This is a genomic window from Streptomyces sp. NBC_00285 (genome assembly GCF_036174265.1).
In the GTDB taxonomy this organism is placed as follows: Bacteria; Actinomycetota; Actinomycetes; order Streptomycetales; family Streptomycetaceae; genus Streptomyces.
Genome location: NZ_CP108055.1, coordinates 78123 through 90480, shown reverse-complemented (window position 1 = coordinate 90480; position 12358 = coordinate 78123). Strand labels below are relative to the sequence as shown.

At 65.4% G+C, this 12358-nt stretch carries 8 protein-coding genes and 2 pseudogenes; 5 read left to right on the top strand and 5 right to left on the bottom strand.

What is annotated here, in order from left to right; genetic code table 11:
* Positions 1 to 165 precede the first annotated feature (165 nt).
* Positions 166 to 1818 carry a S1 family peptidase gene (locus OHT57_RS00490; protein ID WP_328743800.1) on the bottom strand — a complete coding sequence of 551 codons (1653 nt, stop codon included), beginning with the start codon at positions 1816 to 1818 and terminating at the stop codon, positions 166 to 168.
* Between the two features lie 190 nt (positions 1819 to 2008).
* Positions 2009 to 2512 (bottom strand): hypothetical protein, encoded by a 504-nt coding sequence (locus OHT57_RS00485; RefSeq protein WP_328743799.1) that lies wholly within the window; start codon positions 2510 to 2512, stop codon positions 2009 to 2011.
* 576 nt (positions 2513 to 3088) lie between these two features.
* Here OHT57_RS00485 and OHT57_RS00480 point away from each other — a divergent pair.
* Positions 3089 to 6736: a DddA-like double-stranded DNA deaminase toxin gene (locus OHT57_RS00480; protein ID WP_328743798.1), complete on the top strand. Its 3648-nt coding sequence runs from the start codon at positions 3089 to 3091 to the stop codon at positions 6734 to 6736.
* On the top strand, positions 6736 to 7251 hold the full coding sequence (locus OHT57_RS00475) for an Imm1 family immunity protein (protein WP_328743797.1): 516 nt from the start codon (positions 6736 to 6738) through the stop codon (positions 7249 to 7251). Before OHT57_RS00480 ends, OHT57_RS00475 begins: the two co-directional genes overlap by 1 nt.
* Before the next feature lie 358 nt (positions 7252 to 7609).
* Here OHT57_RS00475 and OHT57_RS00470 read toward each other — a convergent pair whose 3' ends face one another.
* Positions 7610 to 8758: an ISAs1 family transposase gene (locus tag OHT57_RS00470; protein WP_328743795.1), complete on the bottom strand. Its 1149-nt coding sequence runs from the start codon at positions 8756 to 8758 to the stop codon at positions 7610 to 7612.
* Positions 8759 to 9038: 280 nt separating this feature from the next.
* Between OHT57_RS00470 and OHT57_RS00465 the strand changes: the two genes are divergently transcribed.
* From OHT57_RS00465 to OHT57_RS00455, 3 genes and pseudogenes are all read left to right on the top strand, one after another.
* Positions 9039 to 9470 (top strand): GNAT family N-acetyltransferase, encoded by a 432-nt coding sequence (locus OHT57_RS00465; RefSeq protein ID WP_328743794.1) that lies wholly within the window; start codon positions 9039 to 9041, stop codon positions 9468 to 9470.
* Between the two features lie 137 nt (positions 9471 to 9607).
* A pseudogene (locus OHT57_RS00460) lies at positions 9608 to 9757 on the top strand (IS5-like element IS4811 family transposase); the annotation flags it as partial.
* A gap of 107 nt (positions 9758 to 9864) precedes the next feature.
* The gene (locus tag OHT57_RS00455; RefSeq protein ID WP_328743793.1) at positions 9865 to 10707 is read left to right on the top strand and encodes an IS5 family transposase; all 843 of its coding nucleotides are present in this window, start codon (positions 9865 to 9867) and stop codon (positions 10705 to 10707) included.
* Between the two features lie 23 nt (positions 10708 to 10730).
* Here the strand turns inward: OHT57_RS00455 and OHT57_RS00450 are convergent, their stop codons facing one another.
* Both OHT57_RS00450 and OHT57_RS00445 read right to left on the bottom strand, forming a co-directional pair.
* On the bottom strand, positions 10731 to 11711 hold the full coding sequence (locus tag OHT57_RS00450) for a phosphotransferase family protein (protein ID WP_328753076.1): 981 nt from the start codon (positions 11709 to 11711) through the stop codon (positions 10731 to 10733).
* A gap of 183 nt (positions 11712 to 11894) precedes the next feature.
* Positions 11895 to 12278, bottom strand: a pseudogene (locus OHT57_RS00445) (MFS transporter); the annotation flags it as partial.
* Positions 12279 to 12358 lie beyond the last annotated feature (80 nt).

Here is a 12358-nt window from a genome sequence, read left to right as displayed (position 1 = left end):
CGTGTCCCCTGGACGTGACCGATGCCTTTCCCCCGATGGGGGTGGTGGTGGCTTCTTCGATCGTTGCGTCAATGAAGGTTGCTGTCCGGACCGCGCACTCACCCCATGCTACGAGCGCACCCCCGGCAACCACGGTTGCCGGGGGTGCGCTCGTAGCATGGGCTGTCAGCCGGCGCTGCCGGTGACGGCGACGGTGGCGGGGATGCCCGGGATGTTGCCGACCTGCTCGGGGGCGTCCCACTTGCCGTCGGCGTGGCGCAGTGCGTGTTTGACCTTGCCGTCAGTGGTGACGATCGCGGCCTGGAGTTCACCAGCGACTGCGGCGGCATCCACGGACGTGGCCGTGTCGGTGCCGAGCTTCGTGCTGAGGCTGCCGAAGTCGCCCCAGCTGCCGTCGGTTGCTCGAATGCCGTGCTTGTTGATGCCATTGGTGCTGGTGAGGATGACCTGGAGGTCGCCGCCGATTCCGGCGAAGGCCATGCCACCGACGATGCCGATGCCGGTCGCGAACTGGGTCACGTTGCCCCAGGTGCTCCAGGTGCCGTCCTCGCGGCGGAGGCCATGGTAGGCCTTGCCGCCGGCGACGACGCCGACGTGTGTGTTGCCGCCTGAGGTCTGAGAGACGGTGAGCTGGGTGGCGTCGGCGATGGTGCCGAGCTTGGCGGTGGCGTCCGCCCACTTCGACCAGGTCTCGTCCGCGCTCATTGTGGCGTGGTAGACGCGACCGCCTGCGAGGCCGACCAGGGCCAGGCCGGGGCCGGTGGAGGTGACGGCGACGCGTGTCAGGCCGGCCTTCGCGCCGAGTTCGGTGGTCATGTCGTGGAAGGCGTCCCATCCGCCCGTGGCACGCCGGGCCGCTTCGTAGAGGTGGCCGTCGCCGCCGACGGCGAAGACGTAGTTCTTGCCCTTGATCGCGGCGTCCGCGGCGTAGGCGACGTCGGTGACGGATCCGGCGGCCTTTTCCACGTCGCCGAAGCCGGTCCAGTCACCGTTGCTGTTGCGCATGCCGTGGTAGAGCCCGGTGCTGGTGTTGGTGACCATCTGCAGGTTCCACGTGTTGAGCGTGGAGGCGGTGTTCTCCGTCAGCCAGGCGCGGATGTCGTCCACCCGGGAGGCTGCCGCCCCGGTGCGCGTCTGGGCGGGGTCTGTGCCCAGACAGCCGCCTTGCCAGGAGTTGGTGACGACCGCGGCAAGCTCTGGGCGGCCGTTCTTCTCCCGCAGGACCGGCCCGCCGGTGTCGCCCTTGCAGACCGGGGTGCCGTCGATGCCCAGGCCGGTGGCTTCGACGGTTCCCGCGGTGTAGGACGCGGTGTGCAGCTGGTCGGTGACCCAGGTGTCCTTGGTCCGCCCGTAGCCGGCGCCCCTGAGGGCTTCGCCCGTGGTGGGGGCGGTCGTGGCGGGGTGCAGGAAGCTCACGCCGTATACCGGGGTGTCGAGCTTGGCCAGTACGAGGTCCCGGTCGGTACGCGGGATCAGCTGGGTGATCTGACGGACTTCACCCGTGGTGCCGCTCAGATTGGTCCGCCCGATCGTCGCGGTCGACTTCAGCGCGGGTGCTCCGACGGGCAGTGAGGCGAACTTCGTGGGGTCCTCGGTGAAGCAGCTTGCGGCGGTGATCATCCACTGGTTGTTGAGCAGGGTGCCTGAGCAACTGCGTACCCCACCCCCTACATCGATCTTCGCGGAGAAGCTGTAGACACCATCCGCGGCGACGTCACCGTCGACAGCCTGAGCTGCGGAACCGGACAGTGCTCCAGCTGAGAGCACCACGGTGAGCAACGCGCCAGTCCACGCTTTACGCGGATGCTTGCCAGACATATCTGTTCCTCAAAATATCTAGTGGTCTGCCGAACTGCGCTCTGGCGAACGGTTATTGACCGGCCAAGTCACAGGGGTAGGCGGAGCGTCAGGTCGTCCTGGTGCGTCGCACAGCGGAACTTCCATCGGCTCCCGATGTCCCGTGGCGAAGCGATACGACACGAGACTGGAACTGCCAGGGGAGGGTGTGTCAGCCTTCCACTCGAAGTTCGATCAACGTGGTGCGTTGGCGATCGGCACCGGCCTCGCCGTAGCCGGTGAACCCGCCTGCGGGCGCGTCGATAACGGTAGAGGTGCCGTCGTCTTTCTGGACGGTTGCTTCCACTGGGTCATCGGTGGTCCAGATGCCGTACGCCTTGGGGATTTCCAGTGTGAGAAATGCAGGCTTGGCGGCAACTCTGAAACAGAAATACTGCTGGCCGTGAACGGACTCGATCTTTATGTCCTCGCTGCCGTCGCAGGACATGAGCAGCAGGTGTCCGTCGCCGCGTTTCAGGACGGCTCCCGTTTCCGCCTCGATCTTCGCCGCGTTGGGATAGGAGAAATCCTCGACCGCTGAAGGCATTCCGATTTCGGCGTCGGCGGTGGAGATGCCACTGCTGTCGGCGTGCGCTACGCCGAATGTCATAGCCGCGGCTGCCAGAGCGAGGCTCGCGCCCAGCAGAATGGATTTCTGCATGCGGAGTTTGGGCATAGGTGATCCTTCGGGAAGAGGTATTGAAAATTAATTCCAGGCAGGCTACATCAAGGGGAAGTAAAGCACGTCAAAAATCACCATCTGCGGCTAAGTGCATGTAATCTATGTCACAAAACTTTCATGGCTGCCCGTGCAGCTGTTTTGGCTGCTCGTGTGTCCGCGTGCGCAAAAAAGAGCCGTTGTCTGGAGATCTGCTTGGTTCGCTGACGCGAAGCGGAATAAAGCGACCCTGTGTGCGCGATTCGGGCAAGGGTGCTGAACTCGGGAGTTCACGTCTTTATGGAATCCTGGGCCTTGGACCGTGTGGTGGTCGGTTCAAGCTCATAGCGGGCTATCTCGGCTTGTGGTGGCTGGTCAGTGTGTACGATCAAGCGGCTTCAAGTGCAGGCAAAATCCCTGTTCAGAACATGAAGCGAAAGTAAATGGATGTCGATTGGCCTGCCCATCCGAAGGCAGTGGGAGCCCGTGCGTCCGGGCGATATCAATTCATTAAGGAGTCGCTGAGTGAAACGGCGAATGCCCTTCAGGGATATTAACTCTGGAGAACCAAGAACATTTATGGCCAGGCGCCGCATGCTGCGCTTGTTGATTTCCGCCGGTCTGGTGGCGGGCCTGCTCGGTACGCCCGTCACGGCAGTGGCGGCGGATCCGGCGCCACTGCCCGAGGGTGTGCGTGCGGACATTGTCACGTACTGGAGGACCGGCGGCACCGGTCTGAGGGAAGCCGCCGAAGAGGCGCTGCTTGGCGGTGACGAGGCCGTCCGGAAATTTCTCCAGGACGCCGAGTCCATCCAGAACACCGACAACCGCATCGAGTCCGCGCGCCTGGCCATGACCAGTGGTCCCTATGTTCGTGAAGCCGCCGTCGCAGCTCTGCAGAAGACGCCGGCCGAGTTGGAGGATTTCCTCCTTTTCGGCTATCAGGAGCCGCAGGACCAGGACAACAGGATCGAAACCGCCCGGGTGACGACCTTGGGCGGCACGTACGTACGGGAGGCGGGCGAGGCCGCCCTCCAGGGTTCCGCCGAAGATCGCGCGCTCTTCCTGAGCGAGGGCCAGTACACGGCCCAGCAGACCGACAACCGGATCGAAACCGCCTACCTGGCCACCAACGGCACCCCGAACGTCAAGACGGCGGCGACGCTCGCCCTGCGCGGCACGCCCCAGGACATCGCCGAGTTCCTGGACATCGGCCAGGTCACGGCACGCGCCCGTGACGTGGAACAGACCAATATCGAGGACCTGCTCAAGCAGGCGAAGCAGTCCGGCAAATTGGCTGCGGATGCTACTGAGCGGGCGGAGGAGGCGTCCGCGAAGTCGGTCGAGGCCTCCAAGTTGGCCAAAGAGGCCGCTCAGAATGCGGCAGAGGAGGCTGAGGCCGCCAAGAATGACGCCAAGCTAGCAAGCGTCAAGGCCCGGCAGGCCGCAGACGCTGCCAGGGCCGCCGCAGAGTCCGCCCAGGTGGCTATCGGAGCGGCTGATGCAGCCAACGCGGCTGCTCGACGGGCTTCAATCGCGGCCGCGCAAACAGCTTCGGCCGCAGCCAAGGCCGCGACTGCCGCCGACGAGGCGCACAAGCGGGCTGTCGCCGCCGGCCAGAACGCGCAGAACGCCGCCGCAGCGCGAACCGCTGCCACCAACGCGCGCAAGGCCGCAGACGCGGCCGAGGCATCGGGGGTCGCCGCCGAGAACGCCGGAAAGGCCTCTGAAGCCGCCGCGCGGGCCGCGACCAACGCCAAGGGCGCGGCCACCAACGCGCGCGCGGCGGCTGACGCCGCGATACAGGCAAACGACTACGCCGACGCCGCAGGTGCGCACTCGGACGAGGCCAGGAGCGCCGCGGCTGAGGCACGCCGTCACGCCGATGCCGCCGATCGAGCCGCCGATCGGTCTGCGGCTCTGGCCGCCCGTTCCGCGAAGGCCGCCTACGCCGCACGTGACGCCGCGAACTCGGCTGCGGGCCACGCACGCAAGGCCGCAGACTTCGCAGACGATGCGGCCGCCCACGCCGGCGACGCAGCCACCTACGCCGCCACGGCCAAGAAGAACGCTGACCAGGCCAAGATCGCTGCGGATGCCGCGACAAGCGCAGTCAACCAAGCCAAAGAGATCTACGCCCTGGCGCGGGAGACCGAGACCGCCGAACTCGACACCCGCACCGATGCGGCAATCGAGCGCGCTCGGTCGATGAGGGCCGCATCCGAAGCCGCCATCAAGGCGTCTGCGTCCACCGAGGTCGGGGCCCGGTCCCTGGACACTGAAGCGGCCGAGCTGGCCCAGGAAGCTGGCAGGCCCGACGTCGACATCCAGGCCACCGCCGCCAAGGGCCGCCAGCTTGCCATGCAGGCCATGAAGCTGCTCGGCCCCTGGCAGCAGGAAGCCGCCGCCCGCGCCTTGTCCGGAACCGACCAAGACGTCCTGGACTACCTGCGCACCCGCTGGAAAGAGGCCGATCAGAACGACATCCGGCAGCGGGTCGTCAACCTCAGCACGCAAAGCCCGTTCGAATCCGTCCGCACCGCGGCAACCAGCGCCCTCGCCGGCACCTCGGAACAGATCGAGGCCTTCTACACCACCGGCCAGTACGAAACCGGGAACACCGAAGCGCGGGTCGAGGTCGCCCACCTGGCCACTGTGGGCGGCACGTACCTCAGTGAGGCCGCGGAGGCCACGCTCAAGGACGGAAACCCCAAGACACTCGCCGCGTTTCTGCAGGCGGGACAGTACGGCAAGCGGCTCCAGGACGAACGGATCCTCACCGCACGGCTGGCCACCGAAGGAGGCCCCGAGCTCAAGGCGGCCGCCACGATCGCACTGGCTGGCCCCGCCGAACTGATCCACGAGTTCGTCACCGTCGACCAGTACATGGCCCAACGGAAGGACGACCTCTCCACCACCCACAACCATCACCTCCAAGGCCTCCTGGCCGAAGGGTCGATGATTGCGGCCAAGGCACACGAGGACGCCTGGCGTGCCGCCGAAGCCGCCGCCAAGGCTGTCAACGCGACGAAGGAAGCCACAGAAGCCTCCAACAAGGCTGCGACATCTGCCCAGCAGGCCGCAGAACACGCTGCCGATGCTGACGCTTCCGCCGATGCCGCCGAAAGCAGCGCCGCCGAGGCCGCAGCCTCCGCCGCAACCGCACGCGATGCCGCCAACCGGGCAGATAGTGCCGCCGAAGCCGCCGAAGACTCGGCGGCCGAAGCAGAATTCTCTGCCGCCTATGCCCGCGAATCGGCAAGAAGAGCGGACAAGGCGAAGGATGACGCGCATGCCTCTGCTCTTGCCGCAGGTAAGAGCGCAGACGAGGCCAAGGCAGAGGCCAGCGCCGCCTGGGAGCGGACGCGCCAGCTCGCCGAAGCGGAGCTGGAAGAAGCAAACCGCCAGGCCGAAGAAAACCGCAAGGCACAAGAAGGTCCCCGCAAAAAGACCTGTGTGCCGGGCCGGTTCGCCCCCGCACCCTGCCAACTACCCATCTTCCGGTGGATCTACGAAGCAGTCACGCCCGGCACCACCACACACACCGTTGTGTGGGAGATAACCGGCCTCGCGGACATCGAAAAATGCATTTTGGACCCTACCGCTGCAGACTGTGCGATGGCTGCCGTGGGCGTCCTCCCATGGGGAAAGCTCAAGCTTCTCGGAAAATTCGAAGAGGGCGTCGACGCCCTCATGGATGCCCGTGCAGCCCGCCGTGCTGTTGAGTGTCTGGCTGAATCCGGAACTCAACGCTTTGCGGCCGCCGAAGATTCTTGTCCTGCATTGCTGAAGAAAGTCGGGGAAATTCTTGACGGTCTCCCCGAGTGGAAAACTGGGGACAGGACGGTTGGCGAACTGCTCGACGATAGCGGGAACCCCATTCCCGATCTTCCGCCAGGAATCGCTCAAATGAAGAGTGGTGAGAAGTGGTATGACGGCGAAGGGAATGCGTACGACGATCCGCTGTGGGCGGAGGCGCAAAAGCGCCTGGCTGGGAAGAAGGGCTTCCCGGCGACCAAGAACGCGAAGTACAAAGCATCTTCTCATGTCGAAACAAAATATGCAGTCTGGATGGACAACAACAACATAAAAAATGCCACAGTCGTCATCAACAACAACGCTGGCGTATGCGACAAGGCACAGAACTGCGTGGACGCGGTGGGGTACATCCTGCCGGTCGGCTCGAAGCTCACAGTGTACTATCCTGGGGGTAAGAAGGTTCTGTACGGAGCGAGGCCTTAATGACACTGAAGGTGCTGGGAGAGACACCGGCATACCTGGAAACCCAAAGTGACGTAAGCGAATACCTTGATTCGGTATTCGCTGAAGGTCACCGACTTAAGTCCTCAGTGGACTTGGCTTTCCAGGTGATCTGGGACGTAGTATCAGACAAGGTGTACGCGTCACCTCCAGACAACGTACTTTCGGTCGGAATTAATTTTTCGTCGGAATATGCAGGAATCCTCTGGTACTGTGAGGGAATTATTTCCCAGAGAGTGTCGGCGGAGATCGGTCATGATGTCGCGAACCATGCGTGGGTGTCCCTGAATCCTGCCCCGCCGGAACCGGATCCCAAGGTCCTTTCTGATCCGGGGTGCCCTACCTTCTTCGACCGAGTCAGCGCGCTGCCTTTGTCTAGCATTCGTCCGGTTGTGGAAGAGTATTATCGGGAAGGGACCGGTTTCAGGCCTACGCAAGTGCAGTGGGTCAAGGGCCATTACACCGGAGAGCTCTACGCGGAAGAGGAAGAGGCGTAAAGGCTGCGCAATTCGCAAGTCGGATAGCTGCGCTCCATAAAGGGTCCGCCAGTATACTGGCGGACCCTTTATGGCTCGTAACACGATCTTGGCGAGGAGCTTCGGACTGGCTCGGTATGTCTGCTCTCGCTGGCGGCCTGATCAGCGAGTTGAGGCGGCCGGTGCAGGCTCTGCGGCCAGCAAGGTTTTCGGTGCACTGGGGCACAAGTGGGTCGTGGAGGATCCGCTTACCCAAGGCGAGCTTGCCGAGCTCGAGGCTCAGATAGGCAGTGCAACTGCCGGAGGAATAACGGGCCTTCCTGCTCCACGTGGGCGCCAGGACTGATTCAAAGTCCTGGTGATCATGTGGTGTTGCTGGTCAGGGCAGTCCGATCAGGTCCAGTGGGCGGGTGAAGGGTGTGTAGGAGAGCTCGCGCAGGCCGGCGGCGATGCTGTGGTGCCTGGCGGTGCGTAGGGTGTGGATCGCGAAGCTGCGCAGGGTGGCCATGTTCTGCGGTCCGTGTCTGGTGCGGATCTTCGAGGCGTCCTCGCCGAACGTGGTGTCTTTGACGTGGTGCACGGCCTCGATGCCCCATTGCGTGCGGGCGAGTTGGCCGATGGCCTGGGGAGATGGCGCACGCGCCGTCAGGTCGGTGATGGCGTAGACGGTCTGGCGGGTGATCTTGCCGGTCTTGAGGTCGGTGCGGTGCCGGTGGATCTTCGCGGCCTGCGCCACGTGCGGGGAGTCCAGCCCGAGACTGGTGACGGTGAGGGTGCGCACCGAGCGGGTCTCACGTCGCCCGTGCCCCGTCTCGCGGTCGTAGCGGCGGGCGGTCACCTCCTTCCATGGCAGTGACCGCAACGCGTTGTGCAGCGTCGGCTGGTTCCGCTTGACCACGAGCAGGTAGTGCGCATCCTTCGCTTCGACCAGCCACCTGGCGTGGTCACGGTGGGTGTGCAGGGCGTCGGCGGTCACCACGACACCGGCCAGGTCGAACGGGGACAGCAGTTTCGTGAAGCCGGTGATCTCGGTGGTCTTGTCCGGCACCCGCAGCTGGCTGACGGTGCGTCCGCCTTCCAGGACGGCGGAGAGCAGGTGGGCGGCCGGGCCGGTGTCCGTGCGCGAGCCGCGGGCAGCCTTGCCGTCCACGGCCAGGTGCCAACTGCCCGCGGGGTCGCATCCGAGCAGGTCGGCAAGCCCACCGGGGCATACGAGAGTCAGCAGGCGGCGGATGGTGGAGCTGGACGGTGCGCGGCGCACGCCCAGCGGGCCGGCGGCGCGCACGCCGAGACGGGCCAGTGCGTCCAGAGGCGCGTGACGGGCCCACTGGCCCACGGCCAGATAGGAGCGAGCCCCGGCCGGCACCGCGCAGCAGGCGGTGAGCAGGACCGATACCAGCGAATGGCGCCGTCCTCGGCGATCTCGTGGATCGCGAAGAACGGCCAGCCGTTCGGCAACACCGTTCACGCCGCGCTGGGCGGCGGTGGGCGACTTGGTCAGGCAGACAGTGGCACTCTGGCGGCACATCGAAGCTCCGGACGGGCAGGGCGACTTGGGAAGGTCACCCCGTCAACCGGAGCTTCGTTGTCTTCGTGACGGACTTCCACCGGATCATCACACCCCAGCGACCTGCACGTTTCCATGACCCGAAGACTTTGAATCAGCCCTGCTGGCCGGGTCGAGACCGAAGTGGGTTGCGAGTGCCCAGCGATCCGCCGCAATGCCCGGACAGGATGTCGTACCGGGCCCTGCTGCGCCAGCATCGAGACCGGCACCGACTCTTAAGCGAGCGAGGCAGTATGAGGCCGTGATCACACAGATTTCGAGAGACGACCTGTCACTGCTTGAGCGGGCGGTCCGCCACTTCCGTGGAGTCGAGGAGGCCGATGTGGTTTGGGCGTTTGCTGACACGCCCAGCGCACTCGCCTTCGTGGCGGCCGATGAGACAGAGATCCTTGGGTGGTGCTGGGGGCACCATCTGGCCCGTCCGGACTCGTCATCGATGCTTTATGTCCACCAACTTGAGGTGGCGGAAGCACATCGCCGTCGGGGCGTCGGACGGGATCTTCTTGGCGCCTTCATGGAGGCTGGGGCGAAGGCCGGGGCCACGAAGATGCTCTTGACCACCGGGGAGGCGAACGTGGCGGCCCGGTCCCTCTACGAATCCCTCGGAGGTGGGCTTGCTGCGCAGGGACCCACGGTGAACTACTGGTTCCTCCTTGATCCGCACCAGGGATGAGCGCGGCTATTGGCCGCCGTTGTCTCCGCGCGGAGTGATCGTGTTCGGTGCTCGACCGATGTTCGCCATGAACTGCAGCCACCGGTGAGCCTGTTGATGATCTGCGACGGTGGAGAACTTGCCCCACGGGATCGGGGAACGCCCGCCGCAACGCACGCGACTACGAACGCCTCCCGCAGCACTCCGAAGCGCACCTGAACTGGGCACTCATCACCATGATGACCCGACGCTTCACCCGCAAAAACCCGCGGACCGGCTGGGCGAAACAGCCCGGGTGCTCCCTCGATGACTAAGAGGTCGCGCAGATAGGCGCGTTGGTGGACCCCGGCAGTGAGGCAGGCACAGGTCTTGGTGATCATGGAGTTGCGACGCTCTGTGATCACCGGGGAGACCTGTGCCTGTACTGCCATCATGGCTGACCGAACCACTCTGGGGCCAATTCGCCGCCCTGCTGCCCGAGCGGCCGGGGTACCACCCGGACCATCCACTGGGCTGCCACCGCCCACGCACCAGCGACCGGATCATCTTCGACAAGCTGGTGCAGCTCCTGCGATTCGGCTGCTCCTACCAGGCGATCTCCGACACGACCTGCTCGGCCACCACGATCCGCAACCGCCGCGACGAGTGGATCCGGCTCGGCATCTTCGCCAAACTCAAACAGATCGCGCTGGAGTCCTACGACCGGATCGTCGGCCTCCTCCTCGACCAGATCGCCGTCGACGGCTCCATCACCAAAGCTCCTGGTGGCGGCGAGGTGGCGGGGCGTTCACCGGTCGACCGCGGCAAACAGGGCCTGAAACGCTCGGGTATGACGGACGGTTACGGCATTCCACTGGGCCGCGTCCTGGCCGGAGCCAACCGCCACGACTCCCCACTGCTCGCCCCGACCCTGGACCGCCTGGACGACCTCGGACCGCTGCCCGACGACATCACCGTGCACCTGGACGCCGGCTACGACTCGGACAAGAGCCGCGCCCTGCTCGACGAACGCGGCCTGCACGGCCGCATCGCGCACAAGGGCGAGAAGGCACCGATCCAGGCAAGCCAGCGCTGGCATGGCGAACGGACCCACGCCTGGCAGAACACCTTCCACCGCCTCGCCCGCTGCTACGAGCGCCGGACCACTGTCATCGACGCATTCTTCGACCTCGCCGACACCATCATCACCGTACGTAGCCTGATCCGTCAGGCATGGACGACCCACCGCTGGGACGGACGCCCGAACCGCCGCCCATGAGCACACGCCTATCTGCGCGACCTCTAAACCACTGAGACCTGCGCCAGCGCCTGGTTCAAGTGATGCTCGGCAATTCCCTGCATGAACGCCCGGTCGGGGAAGTCTCCGTCGAGCAGCCGGAGCGGCCCCGCCGTCAGTGACAGGTGCTGGGTGAGCTTGTAGAGGGCGAGTCGGTCCTCGTCGAGGTCCTCCACCGCCAACCGCCGGTATTGGTCCTCGGAGTGGCGGAGCCGCAGGAACACGTGCTCCCACTCGACGTCGAAGTACAGCAGCTCTTCAAAGTCGATCACGACGGGGTTACCGTCCCGGTCCACCAGCACGTGGTCCAGCCCCAGCTCGCCATGGACGACCGAGTACTCGGCTCGAGGCCGCACCGCCGCGGCGAGTTCACGCAGCCGCTCGTCTAGCCTGCCGCGGGCGTCCGCGATCCTCCTGTCACGGGACGCGGCCTCGGCGAGGCAACGTAGCGCGAACGTGAGCGCTGCCTCCTCGCAGGACGCCGCCTTGGACGTTCCCCCCTTGTCGATCTGGGCCACCTTGCCGAAGGACGGCGCTCGATGGCGTCGCATCGCCGCCAGGGCATCGGCGAGGCGTGCCATCGTCGGCTCAGCGGCGCGCGGGTCGCGGTTGAACAAGTCCATCAGGTCCTCGCCGGGGAAGTCCTCCACGATCGCCAGGTCGGCCGGGTAGTGAGTGCGGTCGCGGTCCACCAGGTGGACCTCGGGGACCCTCAGGCCGAGCGAGGCTAGGCGCGAGTGGCTGGCCTCGAAGAGGTCAAGTCCGACACCGGGCGAGAAGGGGTCGGTGAGGTCGCCGTCGCCTTCAGCCGCTGGCCAGTAGTTCTCCGCTTCCTGCCACAGGTAGGCGATCGCCGTCGTGGCGTCGTTCATCGTCAGGCGGTACACGCCCTTCGTGGTGCCGCCTGTGAGTCGCTCGACCGCCTCCAGCCTCCGGCCGCCACCCAACGCGGCCCGGGCCGCCCCCGCCAACTGGTCTCGCGTCACTTCCCGAGGTGCCACGTCCACATCCACCTTTTCAGCTCGGCAACTGGGGAACCCTACGCGAGCTACTACTCAGGCCCGAACGCTTTTCCGGAGCCTCAGTCCTCGGCCACGTTCAAAAACACCTACTATTACCGACTCGCCAGCACGCGGGCGGCCCGCGCACAAAATGCGACCGCGAGCTGCTCAGTCCTTACTTTCCCCGGCGGCTGCTTCTGTGCCAGGTCGCGTCAGGTCAGACGCCGAGGGATGGAGTTCGTCGGCAGTGCGGGCCCTGCGGGTGGGTGAAGTGGCCAGTACGAGTGCCTGGATGACTGCTCCGGACAGTCCGATCCACAGGGCGAAGCGATAGCTGACCTGGTCGGCGAGTACTCCGCCCAGTGGTGCCCCCACCGCTACCATTCCCCAGTTCATCGAGCGGATCGTCGCGTTCATCCGTCCGCGCAGCCGGTCCGGTGTCACCGCTTGGCGGTAGCTCATCTCTACCGGGCTTTCGATGCCGATGGCCAGGGACACGAGGAAGAAGGCGAGCGACACGGAGGCAAGCGCCCACGGTCCACGCTCGGCCAGGGCCCTGACCCGAGCCCCGCCTTCGGAACGCGGGCTTGGCCTGCGCCCTCTTCATGTGCGACCGCATACCTTCGACCGGT

Bases quoted from the DNA above. Each gene is read 5' to 3' on its own strand.
- OHT57_RS00475 (WP_328743797.1), top strand. From the start codon at position 6,736: ATGACACTGAAGGTGCTGGGAGAGACACCGGCATACCTGGAAACCCAA.
- OHT57_RS00485 (WP_328743799.1), bottom strand. From the start codon at position 2,512: ATGCCCAAACTCCGCATGCAGAAATCCATTCTGCTGGGCGCGAGCCTC.
- OHT57_RS00480 (WP_328743798.1), top strand. From the start codon at position 3,089: ATGCTGCGCTTGTTGATTTCCGCCGGTCTGGTGGCGGGCCTGCTCGGT.
- OHT57_RS00490 (WP_328743800.1), bottom strand. From the start codon at position 1,818: ATGTCTGGCAAGCATCCGCGTAAAGCGTGGACTGGCGCGTTGCTCACC.
- OHT57_RS00470 (WP_328743795.1), bottom strand. From the start codon at position 8,758: ATGTGCCGCCAGAGTGCCACTGTCTGCCTGACCAAGTCGCCCACCGCC.